The organism is Kitasatospora sp. NBC_01250, assembly GCF_036226465.1.
Lineage (GTDB): Bacteria > Actinomycetota > Actinomycetes > Streptomycetales > Streptomycetaceae > Kitasatospora.
In genome coordinates, this window is sequence record NZ_CP108476.1 from 170594 (window position 1) to 189678 (window position 19085).

The window sequence follows — 19085 nt, forward strand, 5'->3', positions numbered from 1 at the left end:
ACCGGCGTCAGAGCTGCCCGCCGCAAGAGATGCACCAAGGCCGATCAGTACGTGGCTCACCTGTGGCGGACATCACAAGGACCGGGAGGCTGCCCGCCCGCTGCCGTCCCCCGGCCCTCGGTGGGGCGCGCACCGACAACGCGCGGGCATGTGCACCGCCTCGCTCACTCCGCCCCGGTGGTCCCTGTCGTCAAGGTGCTCTCCTCGACGGCTTCCGCAGCCTCGATGCCTCGGGCGGAAACCGCAGCCACCGCCTCGCTCGGCTGCTGCGCCGCCTCGGAACGGTCGACCGGCGTCGGGAACCATCGCTCGGCCCCGCCGGCCACCCGCCACCGCCAGGCCAGTGCGGTCAACCCGAGGAGACCCGCGCAGGCGATCACCACCGCGCGGAGTCGACTTGCCCTGGCGGGCGCAGCCGTGAGTGTCCCGTGCCACGGCATGCGTCGACGAGGGCGCCGCGCACGGTCCGTCACATGCCGGGCAGCGGAACTCCAGTCGGCCGCTGCTGCCTCGACCCGAGGTGACAGGCGGCGCAGTGCCTGCTCGCCGGATCGAGTCGTGGCCCGCTTGGCGCGTGCCGCGTCCACGGCCAGGGACCTGCCGGTCTCCGCCGCGAGGTGGTGCAACGAATGTGTGCGGTTCATGTAGTCCGCCCTTTCCTGGTGGCTGAAGACTTGCAGACTCATCGGGCCACGGAATCCGCCGCCGGGGGCTGGGCTTCGTCCGGCACCCGGCCGGCCGCCGTTCTCGCGTCCATGACGCCCTGGACCCTGGTCTTCGGGTCAGGCTGCTCGGCTTCCCCGCTCCGGGAGCTTCACACCAGCGCAGCGGTGCGCCGGTGTTGCCGATCCGACCGAAGGCGTAGGCATGGCTCCGCGTGGTCGGGGCAGACGAAGGCGACCCCGCCAGGCTGTCCCACGGCCGCTCCCTCCTCCTGGTCCCGGTGGCAGCGAACGTGGCGGCAGGTCCGTGACAGGATGTCAGCGACCCGGCTTGGAAGCCGTTCCTCCGGCGCGAAGGCTCACCCAGGCGACCCTTCAGGCCCGAGCCCCGCCGTACCGTGGCCCGGGGCCGGGCAAAGCTCTACCGTCGGGGGCGGAACGGGGATGGCAGACTGTGGGCATGGATATCCGTCGCAGGAACAACGTCACCGTCACCGGCCGCGCGGACGGACCGGTGCTCCTGCTGGCCCACGGGTTCGGATGCGACCAGAACATGTGGCGTCTGGCACTCCCCAGCCTGGCCGAGGACTTCCAGGTGGTGCTTTTCGACTACGTGGGCTCCGGCCGCTCCGACCACTCGGCCTGGAACGAGAAGCGCTACAGCTCACTGGAGGGCTACGCCCTGGACGTCCTGGAGGTCTGCGAGGAGCTGGACCTGCGGGACGTGACCTTCATCGGGCACTCGGTCAGCGCGATGGTCGGGGTGCTGGCGGCGGCCCGGGCTCCACAGCGGTTCTCCCACCTGGTGATGGTGGCACCCTCGCCCCGTTACATCGACGATGACGGCTACCGTGGCGGATTCAGCGCCGAGGACATCACTGAACTGCTGGAGTCGCTGGAGTCGAACTACCTCGGCTGGTCGGCGGCGATGGCTCCAGTGATCATGGGCAACGAGGACCGCCCGGAACTCGGCCAGGAGCTGACGACCTCGTTCTGTGCCACCGACCCGGACATGGCCCGGGTCTTCGCCCGTACGACGTTCCTGTCCGACAGCCGCGAAGACCTCAAGACGGTGGCGGTACCGACTCTGGTCCTGGAGTGCAGGCAGGACGTGATCGCGCCCCGCGAGGTCGGCGCCTACGTGCACGCCGCGATCCCCGGCAGCCGCCTGGTCACCCTGGAGGCGACGGGGCACTGCCCGCAGCTGAGCGCCCCGCAGGCCACCAGCGGCGCGATCCTCGACTTCCTGGGAACGCTGCGGTGATGTGCCGCACCGAGCAGGACCCGGACCGGGAGCAGGACGCAACCGCCGCGGCCTTCACCGCCCTGCTGGAGGACAGCGCGGAGGAACTGTACGAGCACGCTCCGTGCGGTTACCTGTCGACGCTGATGGACGGCACCATCGCCAAGATCAACACCACTCTGCTGAACTGGCTGGGACTGGACCGCTCCCGGGTCGTGGGCCGGATGCGGTTCACCGACCTGCTCACCGTGGGCGGCAAGCTCTACCACGAGACGCACTTCGCCCCGTTGTTGCAGATGAAGGGCGAGATCGGCGGCATCGCCCTGGACATCAAGAGTGTCGACGGGACGCGGATGCCGGTCCTGGTCACCTCCAGGGTGAAGACCAGCGACCACGGTGAACCGTTGCTGATCCGTACGTCCGTCTTCGACGCCCGCGACCGCCGCGCCTACGAGAAGGAGCTGCTGCGAAGCCGCCAGGTGGCCGAGGAAGCGCGCCGGCAGGCCGAGGCCGACCGCGAACGGCTGCAGGAAGCCCTTGCCGTGCTCCAGCAGAGCCTGCTGCCTGCCGAGCTGCCCCAGGTCCCCGGCCTCGAAGCCAGTTCCTACTACCACACCGCCTCCCCCGACCTGCTCGGCGGAGACTTCTACGATCTGTTCCCCCTCGGCACGAATCGGTGGGCGTTCTTCCTCGGCGACGTGTGCGGCAAAGGCCCCCAGGCTGCCGCGATCACCTCACTCACCCGCTACACCCTGCGGGCAGCGGCCCTGCACGACCCCGACCCCGTCACCGTGCTCACCACCTTGAACACCGTGCTGCACGAGCGGTACACCAGCGGCGACACCCGCTACTGCACCGCCATCTTCGGTGTTCTGCAGCCTGACGGCGGCCCCGTCCACCTGCAGCTGGCCTCCGGTGGCCACCCGTCCGCGCTGATCCAGCGCGCGGACGGCACCGTGCACTACCTGCCGACCCCCGGCGGGATGCTCATCGGCGTCCTGCCCCAGGCCGAGTTCACCGCGGCCCGCACCCGGCTGCTGCCCGGTGACACCCTCCTCCTCTACACCGACGGCCTGACCGAGGCCCGCACCGGGCCCGGGCGCCAGTTGTACGGAGAGGAGGCCCTGCAGGCCTTCACCACGGCCCAACCCCCAGCAGGCCCGAAGGCCCTGATCACCGCCCTGGCCGGGCTGCTCGCCGGCTTCGGCGACGGCCTCGACGATGACACGGCACTGCTTGCCCTCGGCGCGCCCGCCGCGCTCACCAGTCCCGCGAGTGAAGACCTGAGATGAATCCGCTGACCATCACCTGCCGAGACGCCGCGACCGGTCCCGTACTGGAGATCACCGGCGACCTCGACTACGCGACCGCACCCGGACTTCGCAAGGCCGTGGAGAACCTCACCCTGACAACCGGACAACGGCTGGTCCTGGACCTGACGCAGCTGGAGTTCTGCGACTCCAGCGGCATCACCGCCCTGTTGGCCGCCCGCAACCTGGCCGCCGAACAGGGCGCCGACATGGCCCTGGCCGCGGTCCCGGCCAACACCATCAGGATCCTGCACATCGTCGGACTGGACCGGGTCTTCACCCTCCACCCCGACATCTCGGCAGCCACCACCCCCAGCCCCACGACACTCTGATCGCAAGGAGCGTGCCGGCGACGCCGGGCCGCGCGCTCCAGTTGGGCGCACCCCGGCGCCAACCCGGAACGGACCTGGCCCCCACGCGCCGTTCAGCTGTCGGATCAGCTGTCGGAGTAGCTGAGGTCCCCGATCGTCCAGCTGCTGACGTCCTCGATGGCGATGCGGTACATGCCGCCCGTGTGGGGCAGTCCGAAGTCGCCCTGCAGGATGCGAGCGCGGTGCAGGTGGAGGTGAGTGGGCCGCACGGGCGTGCCCTCGTCGGGCGGAGCGAAGAGGGCGGCGAACGGCTTCAGGTGATCCGAGGCCTGGAGGACCTCCGCCACCCGTTCCCACCACAGGGACACCGGCGCGAGCCTGCCGGTGATCACCGCGCCGGGGACCACCACGGTCAAGGACATCTGGTTGCTGTGCTCGGACTCGACCATTGCGGCGATGTCGACGAGCAACCCGTCAGGGTTCGACATGGACCCCAGGTTAGAACACCGGGGCAGGAGTGCGGGCGCCCGCTCCCCCGGACTTCAGTGGCGACGTCGGTCAGCTGCCCGTCGAAGGGCCCGTGCTCGCGAAGGGTCACGACACCATCGGCCGACGCAACTCGCCAGCTTTCCAATGGCGTTGCTCGGCGGCGAACCACCGACAACTGACAAGGGTGGCGGTTGGCAGAGGCCGGTCAGCCGAGCTGATTCAGCGTGGCGGCGACGCTGAACAGGAGGTCATGAATGTCGGGAGCCAGGTTGGTGGAGGCGAGGAGGAATCCGAAGGTGACCGCGACACAGGCGGTGGACCAGGTGGACTGCCGGTTGCGGACGAGGACCACCAGGAGGATGCCGACGAACAGCACGGCGGACACGGTGAGGGTCACGGCCGCTCAGCTCCCCGGCCGCCGCCGAGCGGGCATGACGCCCGCCGAGGAGTACGGGCGCGGCGGTGGCCAGGAGCCGATACCTCTTCATGACCATCGAAGGTCTCTCGCATCAGCATCACCGGAACCCTGGGGTTAGGGACGTCACGCCGGTGCTCCTCACATTGAAGCCTCCCAGAAGCAGGAGAAAGATTAACCACCCTGTGCGCACATGTCTACTGCCGCCACGATAGATTTTTGCCTGGCCGCCTGAGCGGACGGCCCTCCCGCCTGGCCCGCCAACGGGACCCCGCGCACCCCAGCCCCGACCGCGGCGAGAGGCCGGGGCGGACAGAAGGCGGGAGGGGAATCCTCCTCCCGCACCACCTCGGCGGCAGCACCGCCTCCGACCTCCCGTGCAGGTGGCGAGGCGGGCTGGGGCAGGTGTCGGCGGATCTGCACCTCGTGGCCCGGCCACGCGGGCAACATGGACCTGGCGCAGAGGAACACCGTCGGGGGCACCCGGTCGGCGCCGCACGGACCCCTCTCCGCCCTCTCACCGCCGATGCGGCTCCTTGTTGCAGGACTGTGCCCGCGTTGCAGGACTGTGCCCGCGGGGCCCGGCGGAGGTCACGTGCAGCGCGGAGACCGACTGCCTCCCTCGCGGGCGCGCAAAAATCTATGCTGCCCGGAGTAGACATCGGGCGGTGCCGTGGTTAGTGTTTCTCTCGTAAACGCGGTCAAGCAGTACCCACCAGACACGAACTGGTGGGCAGCAGTGCAGAAGTTCGCAGGTGAGCACGGTCGCGGGATCCCGAAGCCAGGGCAGTTGCAGGACGGCGACGGAATCGGCGGCCGGGCCGGCGGCCCGTAGGTATCAGGGGCCGCCACCGAGTGGTACCGCGGTACGTGAAAGTGCAGTTCGAGCAGGTGAAGTTGAGTTGAGCGGTACCAGCAGTCGCAGTACGCGGTATCTCAGCAAAGGCGCCAGGACTGCGGGCGCGCGTGCTGGGAGTTCGGCAGTGGGGTTCCAAGCCAAGCAGGTGAGCAGGACGGGCGACGGGGCTGGCTGTCGGACCAAGGCGACCCGGGAGGGTCGTAGCAGGAAACAGGTAGTTGGCAGTACCGCAGTTCGCAGTTCCAGTCAGTACAGAGGATGAACGGAGGGACAGAGCGCCATCAGGATCGCCCGGCCCGTGAGGAATTCACCCGGGCGGACACCGCAGACCCCCTTTTGAGTACGAGGACGGTGGTTTCCGGTCACGCATACGCGATCCCCGCACATCCCCACCCCCGGGGAGTTGCGGAACAAGGAACCCGGCCCAGGCCGGTAGATGGTGTTGTTCCCCTTCGGGGCCCCGGAGCCGCTATGGCGCCGGGGCCCCTCGACGCGTCCCCGAACCAACACAGAAGAGGTGCAGTGACCACGGCAACCATGCGACCGCACACCCCCGACAATCTCGACGACGACGACTACCCCGCCTACACCATGGGCCGCGCCGCCGAGATGACCGGCACCACCCCCGGCTTCCTACGCTCCCTGGGCGAACAGGGCCTCATCACCCCACTTCGCTCCGAGGGCGGCCACCGCCGCTACTCCCGCTACCAACTGCGCATCGCGATGCGCGCCCGCGACCTCGTCGACCAGGGCACCGCCATCGACGCCGCCTGCCGCATCATCATCCTCGAAGACCAACTCGAAGAAGCCCTGCGCATCAACGAACAACTCCGCCAGAGCGCCGGCGACCCACGACCCCCAGCAGACGCCTGACCTCCCCGCCGCGCTCAGCCGCCGGGACCGGCCCGTGGTGCGCCAGCCCGGACAACTCCAGGCACGCCGAGGCGTCGCAGCGCCACCCCTTCCCCGCTCATGGGCGCGGCCGGGCAGCTGTCCGGGTACGCCCATACCCGCCGGGGCGCGCCCGGCGGGGCGCCTGGCGGGGCGCCTGGCCGATCACGTGATCCATGCGGCGGCAGCGGGATGACGGGGCCGGTCCGGGGTCAGGCATGAGCTGCTCCGATCGGCCTGGCTCGACGAGGTCCACATGAGCCGAACCGTGGCGGCAGCGCTGCACAGCACGTCCGAACTCGGGCAGGTGCGACAGGAGCGCGTCGGCCTGCCGGGGCAACACACCGCCGGCCAGCGCCTGTTCAGAAGTCGATCAGAACGGACGGACTGTCACGGGTGTACCTGCGGATGCGGTAGCGCAACCCGAGCGCCGAGGACTGCCAGCCCTGGTCCTCGGCGACTTTCCACGTCGGGCCCGGCGCCGGGGCGTAGGTGTCGCCATCCACCACCGTGTCGATGTCGGTCACCGAGAGCATCGTGGCGTACGGCAAGGCGGCACGGTAGATCTCACCGCCACCGATCACCCATGCGGCAACAGGAGTGGTCGGCTCCGGCGACCGGGCCGCGAGTTTCAGCGCCTCAGCGATGGAACCGGCACGCTCGGTGCCTTCGGCCGCCCAACCCGGATCGCGAGTCACCACGATATTGCGCCTGCCCGGCAGCGGCCGGAACCGCGTCGGCAGCGAGTCCCACGTCTTTCGCCCCATGACCACCGGATGGCCGAGGGTTGTCGCCTTGAAATGCGCCATGTCCTCCGGCAGGCGCCACGGAATGGTGTTGTCCGCGCCGATCACACCATCAAGGGCCTGTGCCCAGATCAGCCCGACGTTCACACCGCCACCGGTGCCTTGATCGCCGGATGGTGCTGGTAACCCAGCACCTCCACATCGGAGTAGGCGTAGTCGAAGAGCGAGTCGGCCCTGCGCAGACGCAGCCCGGGGAACTCGAACGGGGTGCGCGAGAGCTGCTCGGTCACCTGCTCGACGTGGTTGTCGTAGATGTGGCAGTCACCACCGGTCCAGATGAAATCGCCCGGCTCGAGGCCGACTTGCTGCGCCACCATGTGCGTGAGCAGGGCGTAGCTGGCGATGTTGAACGGGACACCGAGGAACAGGTCCGCGCTGCGCTGGTACAGCTGGCAGGAGAGCCTGCCGTCGGCGACGTAGAACTGGAAGAAGGCGTGACACGGCGCGAGCGCCATCTGGGCCAGCTCGGCGACGTTCCACGCGGAGACGATCATCCGGCGGGAGTCCGGATCGCGGCGCAGCGTGTCGAGAACCTCGCTGATCTGGTCGATGTGCCGGCCGTCGGGGGTGGGCCAGGAGCGCCACTGGACGCCGTAGACCGGGCCGAGCTCGCCGTTCGCATCGGCCCACTCGTCCCAGATGGTGACGCCGTGCTCGTGCAGCCAGCCGACGTTCGAGTCGCCGCGCAGGAACCACAGCAACTCGCACACGACGGACCTGAGATGCACCTTCTTGGTGGTGACCAGCGGGAATCCCTGCGCGAGGTCGTAGCGCAGTTGGTGCCCGAAGACACTTCGGGTACCAGTGCCCGTCCGGTCGGCCTTGGCCGTCCCGGAGGCGAGCACCAGGCGCAAGAGGTCTTCGTACTGGGTGTCTGCCACAGCCGTCGAGTGTACCGGCCGACCAGACATGTACGGGACGTATGTCGGTACCGGACCGCGGACGGTCCACGTCTTCGGCATTGGCACTTTCTGCCGTGAACGGGTGCTGTCCACGGTCGACGGATGAAGATCTGGATCGTCGACGCGTTCACTGACCAACCGTGCACGGGCAATCCGGCCGCCGTCTGTGTGCTTCCGGAAGGCCCCTGGCCGCAGGAGAGTTGGCTACGGGCCGTGGCCACAGAGATGGACCTTTCCGAGACCGCGTTCGTCAAGCCGGCTCCGGTCGACTCGCAGAGCGACTGGGACCTGCGCTGGTTCACTCCCGTGACCGAGGCCGAAAGGCCCTCGGAGGCTCCGGCTCACTGGCCCAGGGGGTGGTGCGGGCTGACCGGGGTGTGTCCCCACGTGTGTGGGGCGGACACTTCCCGACCTGCCGCGTGAGCGAGCGTCGACCCGTCGGCCAGGGCGCGCATCTCGCGGCCACGCCCCGGATGGGCGAGGGCAGCACCGGGCCTGACGCGCCCCCGTGCGCACCCTGCGCGCCCTACCGGCACCGACCAGCTTGCGATTGACTCACTACGAACCGTAGCCGGTCAGTGACAATCGAGGAGGACAGTCATGGGCGACCAGAGCAAGGGCGGCGCCAGCGACGGCAAGGGCGGCGGCCACGCGAAGCCCGGCGGACCGTCGATCGGGCCCAAGCCCAACCCGGACGGCCAGGGCCCGACCCCCGACCCGAAGCACAAGTGATGACCGACGCGTCAACCGGCCGCCGGCGGCTCGCCGCGACCCTCGAAGCGGCCGGTGCCCTCGACGCCCAGTGGCGCGACGCGATCCTCGCCGTACCGCGGCACCTCTTCCTTCCCGACGTGTACTGGGCAACCACCACCGAGTACGTCAAGGTCGACCGCACCAGCACCCCGGACGGCTGGATGGGCTACGCCTACCAGGACGTGCCCATAGTCACCCAGTGGGACGACGGCGCCTGCACCGGGGAACAGGTCCCGACCTCGTCCGCGTCCATGCCGACGATGGTCGCCACGATGCTCCGCCACCTCGAAGTCCAGCCCGGCGGAACCGTCTTGGAGATCGGCACCGGCACCGGATACAACGCCGGCCTCCTCGCCCACCGTCTGGGCGGAACGAACGTCGTCACCGTCGAGGTCGACCCCGACGTCGCCGACCAGGCCCGCAAAGCCCTCGCCGAAGCCGACCTGCACCCGCAGGTCATCACCGGCGACGGGGCACACGGCTGGCCGGGCGACGCACCATACGACCGGGTCCTGGCGACGTGCTCCGTCATCGACATTCCGCAGGCGTGGATCGCACAGACCAGACCCGGAGGGATCATCGTCACCCCGGTCGGAACGCTCTTCGGCGGCGGCGCCCTGGCCAAGCTCACCGTCGGCCCGGACGGCACGGCCAGCGGGCCGTTCGTCGGCTCGTCCGCGTTCATGCTCCTCCGTCAGCAGCGCTACCAGGCGCCGCCGGTGGACGACTACCTGCCCGGCGAGTGGCCCGGCGACGCGGGCGCCTCCCTGACGAGCCTCGACCCGGAGGCCATCGGCGACGACTGGCTGGCACAGTTCGTCATCGGCCTCCAACTGCCGGACGTCTACTACCGTCGGACCCCGAACGGCGACGGCTGGACGTGGTGGCTGTTCGACACCGGCGTCACGTCCTGGGCGACGGTCGACTCCACTCCCGGTGACGCGGAGTTCGATGTCCGCCAGTCCGGCCCACGCCGGCTGTGGGACGAGATCGAGACGGCGTACCAGTGGTGGACGGGTGCGGGGCGCCCGGGCTTCGAGAGATTCGGGCTGACCGTCGATCAGGATGGCGGACGGCCCTGGCTCGACCGCCCCGGCAATCCGGTAAGGGCGAGGTGACCCGTGCAGGGATGGGTGAACCCCACGTACACGGAGGCTGTCGCCGCCGTCCGACAACTGCCGCGCACACCATGGCGTGACGGCAGGCTGCGACCCCACGGCAGTGTCATGGTCGTCGGCAGGGCGATCTACGTGGTCCGACCGGCCGAGAGCAACCCGGCCGCGGAGTAGAGCCGGCCCGAGCAGGGCGAAGGCCCTCGCTGTCAGCCTTGGACGGGACATCCCGCTCTGTCGGGTTGGCCTGAGAGGGCCCGAGCAGGAGTTCCAAGTCCGCGGCTCAGGTCACGATTCGACGCTGGGCCACACGGTCCCGGCAGCGTCGGCCGGCCTGACCCCGGCACTCACGTGCACCGCGTGGATGAAGGGGTGCGGGCCTGCCTCGGCGTGCCGGGACCCGTGACCGGCAGTCGCTGCGCCTGCTGCGAGGACTGCCGCCGCCGCGAGGCCGGCGGCGGCGACGGCGTTGGTGAACCCACCAGCTCGTCCAGATTTCATGATCATGCCCGTCGTGTTCATGACTCACCCCTGTGGCAAGCACAACTGACGCGAATTCAAACACTCGCGCCCTGCCCGGGCCAAGCCTCCCGGGCTCATGACAGGGTCTGCAAGCTCGCCGGCCTCGCACTCGACTGGCCGGCGCGGCGCCTGCGAGCAGACCCCCTCGCCGCAACGGGCACGGCTTCGTCACACCACCGCGGCCAGGTAGCGGCGGCCGGGTATCTGCTCGAAGATCAGGTTGGTGCGGGTCTGGGCAACCGCCGGGTGGGTGGTGAGGTGGTCCACCACGAAGTCGCGCAGGGCTTCGGGGCCGGCGACGCCGACGTGCAGGAGGTAGTCGTCGGAGCCCGCCATGTGGAAGACCGCGAGGACGCCGGGCAGGTCGGGGGCGGTGCTGCGGAAACTCTCGTTCTGCTCGCGGGTGTGGGCACGCAGGCGCACCGAAATCATCGCCTGGAGCGGCAGGCCGATCGCAGCGGGGTCGACCTCGGCCCGGAAGCCACGGATCACGCCCTGCTGCTGGAGCGCACGGGTGCGGGCCAGGCAGGTCGAGGGGGCGATGCCCACCGCTTCGGCGAGGGCGTTGTTCGGCATCCGGGCGTTGTCGGCGAGGGCGCGGATGATCGCCCGGTCCACCTCGTCGATGGGCGCTCTGCGGGGCTGCGGATTGTTCGGCATGCTCTCCACGATCGCTCCGGTGGGCGACGATTCCAATAGCTGATGGCCGGATCATCGAATTTTCTTCAGCGTCTCTTCCCTCCTGCGTCGCAAAGTTCCATTCTTTCCGCGAGCAGCGACCACCCCTGCGCCGCGCACCGCCCCGCGAAGCGGTCATCCAGTGATCCCGGAGTGCCCCGCCCATGAGCCCGACCGCCACCCTCGCCGCCGCAGCAGCCGCAACCGCGGACGATGCGGACGCCACGCTCGCCGCAGCCGACGCCGAGCCGGCGGCGGCGCCGGTTGTGGATCCGGGATCCGAGCTGGACGGTCGCGACTTCGCACTGCCCACCACCGGGCTGGACGACACACAGCGGCTGCGCGCACTGGACACGGTGGACGAGTACCTGACCCGCAAGCGCCGGCACCTGGTCGGCTACCAGGCCACCCAGGACATGCAGGGCTGCGCGCTGGACCTGGCCCGGTTCATGCCGAACAACATCAACAACCTCGGCGACCCGTTCCAGAGCGGCGGCTACAAGCCCAACACCAAGGTCGTGGAACGGGCGGTGCTCGACTACTACGCGGCGCTGTGGAACGCCGGGCGACCGCACGACCCGGCCGACCCCGAGTCGTACTGGGGCTACATGCTGTCCATGGGCTCGACCGAGGGCAACATGTACGCGCTCTGGAACGCCCGGGACTACCTGAGCGGCAAGGCGCTGATCCAGCCCCCGGCGGTGCCGTTCGACGCCCTGCGCTACGTCGGGGCCCGGCCCGACTGCACCAACCCCAACGCCCACCGCCCGGTGGCGTTCTACTCCGAGGACACCCACTACTCCTTCGCCAAGGCCGTCCGGGTGCTCAACGTGGAGACCTTCCACGCCGTCGGCACCGAGCTGTACCCGGACGAGTGCCCGCTGCCCGACCCCGTCACCGGGCGTCGCCAATGGCCCACCGAGGTCCCCTCCGCCGCCGGCCCCTCGGGCCTGTCCTGGGACGGCCCGGGCGAGATCGACATCGACGCGCTCGCGGCGCTGGTCGAGTTCTTCGCCGCGAAGGGGCACCCGATCTTCGTCAACCTCAACCTCGGCAGCACCTTCAAGGGAGCCCACGACGACGTCCGGCAGGTGTGCGAACGGCTGCTGCCGATCTTCGAGGAGCACGGCCTGGTCCACCGCGAGGTGGTCCACGGCACCGACCCGGCCACCGGTGAGCCGCTGGTCGACGTGCGCCGCGGGTTCTGGATCCACGTGGACGGCGCCCTCGGCGCGGGCTACGCGCCGTTCGTGCGGATGGCCGCCCAGGACCCGGCGTACGGCTGGGCCCCCGAGGTCGAGCTGCCCGAGTACGACTTCGGACTCACGCTTCCCACAAGGGAGTTCGGCGAGGTCGACATGGTCTCCTCGATTGCGATGAGCGGCCACAAGTGGGCCGGCGCGCCGTGGCCGTGCGGCATCTACATGACGAAGGTCAAGTACCAGATCTCGCCGCCGTCCCAGCCGGAGTACATAGGCGCGCCCGACACCACCTTCGCGGGCTCCCGCAACGGGTTCTCCCCCCTCGTCCTCTGGGACCACCTGTCCCGGTACTCCTACCAGGACCAGGTGGACCGGATCCGCGGCGCCCAGGAGCTGGCCCACTACCTGGAGCGGCGCCTGCTGGCGATGGAACGGGAGTCGGGCGTCGAACTCTGGCCGGCACGCACCCCGGGCGCCGTCACCGTCCGGTTCCGCAAGCCCAGCGCGGAGCTCGTCGCGAAGTGGTCGCTCTCCTCGCAGGACGTTGTCATGGTCCCGGGCGACGAGTCCACCCGCCGCGCCTACGTCCACGTGTTCGTGATGCCCTCGGTGGACCGGACGAAGCTCGACGCACTCCTCGCGGACCTCGCCGAGGACCCCGCCCTGGTTCGACGGAGGCTCCCCTGATCCCGCCCCGCATCGCGAAAGGCTGATCTCGCCCATCGGAGCGGGAGGCTGCCGGAGGCACCGTCAGAAGGCGATGCGGACCTTCAGCGCCTCGCGCTCGTGCATGGCGCGGTAGCCGTCCGGCACTCCGGCGAGGTCGACGGTGCGGTCGAAGACCAGGCCGGGCTCGATCGCACCGCGGAGCACGTCCGGCAGCAGTTCGGGGATGTACGCGCGGGCCGGTGCCACGCCGCCCGCCAGTGTCACATTCCGGTCGAACATCTGGCCGATGTCCACGCCCGCGCTGCCGCCGTGCGGCACCCCGACGTAGCCGACGGCACCGCCGTCCCGGGCGATCGAGATCGCGGTGCGCATCGACTCCTCGGTGCCCACCGCCTCCAGCACCGCGTGCGCGCCCTGACCACCGGTCAGCTCGCGCACCTTCTCGACCGCCGCCTCACCGCGGTCCGGCACCACGTCGGTGGCGCCGAACCTGCGCGCGATCCCGGTGCGCATCTCGTGGCGGCCCAGCGCGATGATCCGGCCGGCGCCGAGCCGGTGCGCGGCCAGCACCCCGCACAGGCCCACCGCGCCGTCGCCCACCACCGCCACCGTCGACCCCGGGCGGACCCTGGCCGAGACCGCCGCGTGGTGCCCGGTGGCCATCACGTCGGAGAGCGCGAGCAGGCTGGGCAGCAGCGCCTGGTCGGTGGCCGCGTCCCTGGGCAGCTTGACCAGGGTGCCGTCGGCGAACGGAACCCGCACCGCCTCGCCCTGCCCGCCGTCCGAGCCGACACTGCCCCAGAAGCCGCCGTGCGGACAGGACGTCTGCAGCCCGTCGCGACAGAAGTCACAGGTGCCGTCCGACCAGACGAACGGTGCGACCACGAAGTCCCCGGCCTCGAACCGGCCGACCTCGGAGCCCACCTCCTCGACGATGCCGAGGAACTCGTGCCCGATACGCTGCCCCGGCTCACGGGCGGCCACCCCGCGGTAGGCCCACAGGTCACTGCCACAGATGCAGGCGTTGACCACCCGCACCACGGCATCGGTCGGCCGCTGGACCACCGGGTCGGGGACCTCCTCGATCCGGATGTCACGGGGGCCGTGGATCACGGTGGCACGCACAAGTAACTCCTGGCACTTCTCGCAGGACGCGGGGCTGACGGCAACCAGAGTCACCGCCCGAGGGCCCCAGCGTCCAGCTACATCTGCTACAGCAGATGCTTAAGATGGACTGATGCTCGATGTGCGACGACTTGTCCTGCTCCGCGACCTGGAAGTGCACGGCACGGTAACCGCCGTCGCCGAGCTCCACGGCGTCACACCCTCCGCCGTCTCCCAGCAACTGCGCCTGCTGGAAGAGGAGACCCGCACCCGCCTCCTGGAACGCACCGGGCGCTCGGTCCACCTCACGCCCGCAGGCCGTCGCCTCAACAGCGACACCGAGCACGTACTCGCCGCACTCGAGCGCGCCCGCATCCGGCTGCACACCCGGACCGGCACCCCCCAGGGCCCCCTACGATTCGCCTGCTTCCCCAGCGCCCTCACCCCGGTGGCCGCACCCCTCGGCAAAGCCCTGGAGGACAGCCACCCGGATGTGCAGCTCCACATCACCGAGGCCGAACCCGAGGCCGCGGTCCGGCTGCTGCTCCAACGGCGCGCCGACCTGGCCCTCGTCTACCGGTACGACAACCTCGCCGCACCCCCACTCACCGAGGTGGAAACCCGAACCCTGCGAACCGACCCCCTCCTCGCCGTCCTGCCCCGCGACCACCCCGCGGCGCTGACCGCCCACTCCCCCATCGCCCTGCGCGACCTCGCAGACACCCCGTGGACCATCGCGCCGCCCCACACCGCCTGCGGCGACGCCGTCCTCCAAGCCTGCCGCGCCGCCGGTTTCACCCCCCAGGTGAGAAACACCTGCACCGACTTCGCCGCCATGATCGCTCTCACCGAGAGCACCGGACACGCCACCCTCATCCCCCGCATGGCCACCGCTCACCTCCCGCCCACACTCACCGCGCGACCGATCACCGACACCACCCTCGCCCGCACCATCGAGATCGCCGTCCGCCACGACACGGCACACGAACCCGCGATCGCCGTCTGCCTCAACACCCTCCGGACGCTCCTGCAGACAGCACCATGAAGACCCGAAGGCCGTCCGGCCCCCAACCACCTCTACCGGCGCCGGAAGGCAGACCGGAAGACGGCATGGCGGCGGCTCGGCATCCGAACACGACCCATCCGAAACACCGGCCAAGATCCCTCGCGACGAACCGGGCCTGCCGGATCAGGCGGGTCACGCACGTGCCTGCCGCGGCCGCACACAGCCGCGTGGCGCGGCCACGAAGGCCCGCAGAGACGGCCGGCGGGCGAGGCCGCCGTGGCCCGGGGCTCCGTCGGACCGAACTCCCCAGCCGGGGTCGACCTGTGCGAGAACTCCGAGCCGGTCCTCAATGACCGCCTCAGGATCGGCCACGGTCACCGGGCGGTCGGCGGCCCAGGTGCTCCATACGGGCGGCCTGCCAGCCCTCGCGCATGCGGGCGACGAGCTCGGCCCACTGGCGCCGGACCTCGTCGTCCGGTGGTCGCAGGCCGCGTTTGATGCGGCCCATTTCGTCCCGCACCTCGCGCCCGACCGCGCAGGAGCCCACCAGGACGAACATCAGGCCGAACAGGGCGGTGAGCATCGCGAACACGGCCCCGACGGCACCGAACCGGGTCGCGTAGGAACTGAACAGGCGGGGCAGGTAGACCGTGGCGGCCACCGAGTAGGCCGCACTCGCGCCGGCCGCGAGGAGCGTGAACGGTGCCAGGTCCCACCGGTCGATCCGCCGTGCGGACAGCAGCCGCCCGCTCCACAGCAGGAAGAGCACGGTGACCGGGACCTGGCAGAGTACGGCGGCCAGGTCCAGGCGCCCACGGCCGAGCAGCGCGTGCAGCCAGCCGACGACGACCAGGTAGGCCGCCAGCGACAGGCTCCACAGCAGCCCGTTCTTGGTGTTGCGCACGCTGAGCGGGGTGAGGTCCCACGCCGTTTCGAACAGCCGCTGCGCGGCGCGGGAGAAGCTCAGCGCGGAGATCAGCAGGAACAGGAGGCCCAGCACGCTGGTGCCGGGGTCGGCGGCCGGGAACGAGAAGAGATGCCTGACCGCCTCGGCACCGCCGCCGGTGAGCCCGTAGCGTTTGACGATGCGGTCCGCCAGGTCGCCCTGCCCGAACCGGTCCAGGAAGGAGGAGAGCAGGATCGCCAGCGGGATCAGTGCGGTGAGTCCGCTGGAGGCCAGGGACATCGCGCGGTCGAAGCCCACCGTCTTCTGGAACCGGTTGACGACGCGCAGCGCGAAGGCCGGGCGCAGCCAGAAGGTCAGCACCCTGATGACGTGTTCGCGGTCGAAGCGTGCCGTGCGGTCCTCCGGGCCTTTCCGAGCCACTGATCCGGTCGAGCGTACGTGGCGGTGACGGCTCACCGCTGCGTGACGCGCGTCGGCTCCGTGGTGTCCGTGTCCTCGTCGAGGTGGGTTCCGCCGGTCGGCGGCGTTCCGGTCGCCACCCGCGTGGCAAGACCCCCGGCTGGCGGAGCAGCGCTCGCCGGCGACCGGCAACCGAGGTGTGCCGGACGCACGGCCCACCACTGCCACGACGGCCGTTGTCCGCTTCTCGATGCCGGCCGGATCAGCCGCCCGGAGAGGGCCGAGCGCCCTCCTCGGAGACCTCTCCGAGTTGCCGGAACGACGTTCGGGCTCAAGGGTGGGACCCGAGCGTCGTGAGTCGGGAGACAGTGATGACCACCGTGGAAGCCGATGAGCACAGGGCCGTCGGCACTGAGGCGAAGACCGCTCCCGCCCACCGCCCACACCAGGCATCGGGCCTGGCGGGGCCTTCGGGACGGCGAACCGTGGCGCGCCGCTCGTTCCAGGTGCTCGGCGGCGTCCTCACCGCAGCGCTGCTGACGGCGTGTTCGAGCAGCGGCAGTGGTGTCCCGGCCGCGGTCGGCTCTGCAGCGCGGTCAGCCGGGATCTCCGCGGCGGGTTCCGCGGCCACCTCCGCGGTCTCGGCCCTGCAGAGCGCCGTGGCCGCCGCGAGTTCGGCGGCGGCCTCCCAACTGGCCGCGGTCAAGAACGGCGTCGATGCCAGGTCCGATGTCTCGGTGGGCGCCGCGGCCACGGACGCCGACGGTCGGGCCACGGCCGTGGTCACCGTCACCAACCACGGTTCCGGCACCGCGGACTACACGGTCGCGGTCAGCTTCCGCGATCCGGGTGGCAACCTCCTCGACGCCGTCGTGGTGTCGGTCGATGCCGTGAACTCCGGTGCGAGCAGGACCGCCACGGCCCGCTCCAACCGCACCCTGTCCGGGAGTGTCTCCGCCGAGATCGCGGCCGCCCTGCGCCACTGACGGGCGCCGGAGCCTCGAACACGAGCCGGCGCATCGCCATCGGGTGAGAGCCGCCGGCGCAGGTCGGGCCCCGCGAAGGCGCCGGTCCCGCCGTCGACCATGCGCAGCAGGCCGCAGGAGTCGTCGCCGTCGGTGATCAGCACTCCACCGATACACCGCGGGCGCATCACGGACTGGTACAGCCCGATGGCCGCGGGCCGAACACCCGTCCTCACGACTTTGCCGGGCAGTTCCGCCCGGCACCCTCCGGGGAGGGACGCCGCCGGGGCAGCCGTGGGGACGCCCACGCGTGACTTGTCCGAGGTGTCACTGACGGCCCCCGGCCGGTGGCTTCGGGGACTGTCCGGAGGTTGTCCCCCCATATCGGAACCGGCCTTTGAGTCTCAAGGCTGGATGGCAAGGGCGAGGAGGGTATCGACCGCGACCTCGAAGGGACGCGTACTCCGTTGCACCTGGGCGAGTAGAAGTCCCCCTTGCAGGGTGGCGAGCATCGTGGTGGCGAGGGCGTCCGGGTCAATGCCGGGTGCGAGCTTCCCCTCGGCATGAAGCGACCTGAGTCCTTCGCTGATGGCGGTTGACCATCGCTCGAATCCGGCGGCGATGAGGGCTCGGGCCTCGGGGTCGCTCTCGGCGAGTTGACCGCCGAGCGAACCGAGTGGGCAGCCGCCCTGTGCCTCTCCATGCTTCACCCCGGCGATCAGCATGTTCCGCCAGGCTGCGACTCCGTCCTCGCTGCCGAGCGCCTGCCGATTGTGATTGACGAGGGTGTCGGCTTGGTAGCCGATGACCGCCTGCAGGAGCTCGTTCTTGTCGGGAAAGTAGTGGTAGAGCTGCGAACCGCTGACCTCCGCTGCCACCTTGACGTCTTCCAAGGTGGTACCCGCGACCCCGCGCTCGTGGATCAAGGCCGCAGCCCCTTCCACGATCCGAGCCCGGACACGTTCACCCTTCGGGGTCAGCCGCGGCCGATCGTTCGTCTTCTTCACCATCCACCCATAGTAGCGATTCTGGGTTTGACAGCCCAGTCCAGCCAGGCCAGACTGAGTTGCACAACCCACTTTAAGCAGGAGGAGGAAGCAACGCATGCCTGCTGACTTGAAGGACAGAACTGCACTGGTCACCGGGTCTACGAGCGGGATCGGCAAGGCGACGGCCATGGCTCTCGCTGCCCGCGGCGCTCATGTCCTGGTTGTCGGACGCAACGCGGAAAGAGCCGAGCGGGTCGTGGCCGAGATCGAAGGCGGCGGAGGTAGAGCGTCGTTCAGGCTCACCACGCTGGGAGACCTGGAATCGGCACAAGACCTGGCGCGATGGGCCACTGAGGCCGGCGATGGTCACGTCGACATTCTCGTCAACAATGCTGGAGTCGCCTTGCTGGGGCCGAGCGACGCTGCGACCGAAACAGAGTTCGACGAGACCTTCGCACTTAACGTCAAGGTTCCGTTTTTCCTCGTCGCGGCCCTGGCACCTGCGATGGCCGAGCGCGGATGGGGCTCGATCGTCAATGTCAGCACGATGGTCGCCAGTTTCGGACAGCCCGGCATGGCGATGTACGGCGCGAGCCGAGCGGCCCTCGAACTCTTGACGAAGGCATGGGCCGCCGAATACGGCCCGCGTGGTGTTCGCGTGAACGCCGTTGCGCCCGGCCCGACGCGCACCCGGATGACCGAAGGTATTCCCGACGAGATGGTGGACCAGCTCGCCGCCCTAGCACCAGCTGGTCGCGTAGCTGAGGCCGAGGAACTTGCCTCCGTGATCGTCTTCCTGGCCAGCGAGGATGCCAGCTTTATCCATGGCGTCACTGTTCCCGTTGATGGGGGCCGAGTATCGACCTGACGCCGGTCGCGGCGTCTGAGTGC

The 19085-nt window shown here is 70.0% G+C and carries 20 protein-coding genes; 11 read left to right on the plus strand and 9 right to left on the minus strand.

Annotated features, from left to right (window positions below):
- Positions 1–164: 164 nt before the first annotated feature.
- Positions 165–686: a hypothetical protein gene (locus tag OG500_RS00845; protein ID WP_329575281.1), complete on the minus strand. Its 522-nt coding sequence runs from the start codon at positions 684–686 to the stop codon at positions 165–167.
- A gap of 436 nt (positions 687–1122) precedes the next feature.
- On the opposite strand from OG500_RS00845, the gene OG500_RS00850 reads away from it, so the two are divergent.
- Genes OG500_RS00850 through OG500_RS00860 form a run of 3 tightly spaced genes read left to right on the plus strand, consistent with a single transcriptional unit; the run spans position 1123 to position 3547 of the window.
- On the plus strand, positions 1123–1926 hold the full coding sequence (locus OG500_RS00850; protein WP_327064381.1) for an alpha/beta fold hydrolase: 804 nt from the start codon (positions 1123–1125) through the stop codon (positions 1924–1926).
- Positions 1926–3197 (plus strand): PP2C family protein-serine/threonine phosphatase, encoded by a 1272-nt coding sequence (locus tag OG500_RS00855; RefSeq protein ID WP_329575285.1) that lies wholly within the window; start codon positions 1926–1928, stop codon positions 3195–3197. Before OG500_RS00850 ends, OG500_RS00855 begins: the two co-directional genes overlap by 1 nt.
- Positions 3194–3547, plus strand: a complete 354-nt coding sequence (locus OG500_RS00860; protein ID WP_327064383.1) for an STAS domain-containing protein — start codon at positions 3194–3196, stop codon at positions 3545–3547. The genes OG500_RS00855 and OG500_RS00860 overlap by 4 nt, the downstream gene beginning before the upstream one ends.
- A 104-nt stretch (positions 3548–3651) precedes the next feature.
- On the opposite strand, the gene OG500_RS00865 is transcribed toward OG500_RS00860, so the two are convergent.
- Together OG500_RS00865 and OG500_RS00870 are read right to left on the minus strand one after the other, a co-directional pair.
- Entirely contained in the window at positions 3652–4014 is a 363-nt protein-coding gene (locus OG500_RS00865) for a hypothetical protein (protein ID WP_327064384.1), read from the minus strand.
- Positions 4015–4220: 206 nt separating this feature from the next.
- On the minus strand, positions 4221–4412 hold the full coding sequence (locus OG500_RS00870; protein WP_327064385.1) for a hypothetical protein: 192 nt from the start codon (positions 4410–4412) through the stop codon (positions 4221–4223).
- 1414 nt (positions 4413–5826) lie between these two features.
- Between OG500_RS00870 and OG500_RS00875 the strand changes: the two genes are divergently transcribed.
- A complete protein-coding gene (locus OG500_RS00875) occupies positions 5827–6162 on the plus strand; it encodes a MerR family transcriptional regulator (RefSeq protein WP_329575293.1) in 336 nt (111 codons plus the stop codon).
- A 380-nt stretch (positions 6163–6542) separates the two neighbouring features.
- Here OG500_RS00875 and OG500_RS00880 read toward each other — a convergent pair whose 3' ends face one another.
- Entirely contained in the window at positions 6543–7073 is a 531-nt protein-coding gene (locus tag OG500_RS00880) for a dihydrofolate reductase (protein WP_329575296.1), read from the minus strand.
- Positions 7070–7867, minus strand: coding sequence for a thymidylate synthase (locus OG500_RS00885; RefSeq protein ID WP_327064391.1), 798 nt, complete (start codon positions 7865–7867; stop codon positions 7070–7072). The genes OG500_RS00880 and OG500_RS00885 overlap by 4 nt, the downstream gene beginning before the upstream one ends.
- A gap of 123 nt (positions 7868–7990) precedes the next feature.
- Here OG500_RS00885 and OG500_RS00890 point away from each other — a divergent pair, with 123 nt between their 5' ends.
- The 3 genes from OG500_RS00890 to OG500_RS00900 all read left to right on the plus strand — a co-directional run bounded on the left by OG500_RS00890 (position 7991) and on the right by OG500_RS00900 (position 9759).
- The gene (locus tag OG500_RS00890; RefSeq protein ID WP_329575299.1) at positions 7991–8311 is read left to right on the plus strand and encodes a PhzF family phenazine biosynthesis protein; all 321 of its coding nucleotides are present in this window, start codon (positions 7991–7993) and stop codon (positions 8309–8311) included.
- A 177-nt stretch (positions 8312–8488) separates the two neighbouring features.
- Positions 8489–8620, plus strand: a complete 132-nt coding sequence (locus tag OG500_RS00895; protein ID WP_327064393.1) for a hypothetical protein — start codon at positions 8489–8491, stop codon at positions 8618–8620.
- The gene (locus OG500_RS00900) at positions 8620–9759 is read left to right on the plus strand and encodes a methyltransferase domain-containing protein (protein ID WP_329575302.1); all 1140 of its coding nucleotides are present in this window, start codon (positions 8620–8622) and stop codon (positions 9757–9759) included. The genes OG500_RS00895 and OG500_RS00900 overlap by 1 nt, the downstream gene beginning before the upstream one ends.
- 684 nt (positions 9760–10443) lie before the next feature.
- Here the strand turns inward: OG500_RS00900 and OG500_RS00905 are convergent.
- Positions 10444–10935 (minus strand): Lrp/AsnC family transcriptional regulator, encoded by a 492-nt coding sequence (locus tag OG500_RS00905; RefSeq protein WP_327064395.1) that lies wholly within the window; start codon positions 10933–10935, stop codon positions 10444–10446.
- A gap of 182 nt (positions 10936–11117) precedes the next feature.
- Between OG500_RS00905 and OG500_RS00910 the strand changes: the two genes are divergently transcribed.
- A complete protein-coding gene (locus OG500_RS00910) occupies positions 11118–12842 on the plus strand; it encodes a histidine decarboxylase (protein WP_329575306.1) in 1725 nt (574 codons plus the stop codon).
- A 63-nt stretch (positions 12843–12905) separates the two neighbouring features.
- Here the strand turns inward: OG500_RS00910 and OG500_RS00915 are convergent, their stop codons facing one another.
- Positions 12906–13949, minus strand: coding sequence for a zinc-dependent alcohol dehydrogenase family protein (locus OG500_RS00915; protein WP_329575309.1), 1044 nt, complete (start codon positions 13947–13949; stop codon positions 12906–12908).
- Positions 13950–14061: 112 nt separating this feature from the next.
- On the opposite strand from OG500_RS00915, the gene OG500_RS00920 reads away from it, so the two are divergent.
- A complete protein-coding gene (locus OG500_RS00920; RefSeq protein ID WP_329575313.1) occupies positions 14062–14973 on the plus strand; it encodes a LysR family transcriptional regulator in 912 nt (303 codons plus the stop codon).
- Between the two features lie 319 nt (positions 14974–15292).
- Here the strand turns inward: OG500_RS00920 and OG500_RS00925 are convergent, their stop codons facing one another.
- Positions 15293–16261: a hypothetical protein gene (locus tag OG500_RS00925; RefSeq protein WP_329575315.1), complete on the minus strand. Its 969-nt coding sequence runs from the start codon at positions 16259–16261 to the stop codon at positions 15293–15295.
- A gap of 464 nt (positions 16262–16725) precedes the next feature.
- On the opposite strand from OG500_RS00925, the gene OG500_RS00930 reads away from it, so the two are divergent.
- Positions 16726–17226, plus strand: coding sequence for a hypothetical protein (locus OG500_RS00930; RefSeq protein WP_327064399.1), 501 nt, complete (start codon positions 16726–16728; stop codon positions 17224–17226).
- Between the two features lie 383 nt (positions 17227–17609).
- Here OG500_RS00930 and OG500_RS00935 read toward each other — a convergent pair whose 3' ends face one another.
- The gene (locus OG500_RS00935) at positions 17610–18215 is read right to left on the minus strand and encodes a TetR/AcrR family transcriptional regulator (RefSeq protein ID WP_327064400.1); all 606 of its coding nucleotides are present in this window, start codon (positions 18213–18215) and stop codon (positions 17610–17612) included.
- Between the two features lie 94 nt (positions 18216–18309).
- Between OG500_RS00935 and OG500_RS00940 the strand changes: the two genes are divergently transcribed.
- Positions 18310–19062 carry an SDR family NAD(P)-dependent oxidoreductase gene (locus tag OG500_RS00940; RefSeq protein WP_329575319.1) on the plus strand — a complete coding sequence of 251 codons (753 nt, stop codon included), beginning with the start codon at positions 18310–18312 and terminating at the stop codon, positions 19060–19062.
- The last annotated feature ends 23 nt before the right edge of the window (positions 19063–19085 follow it).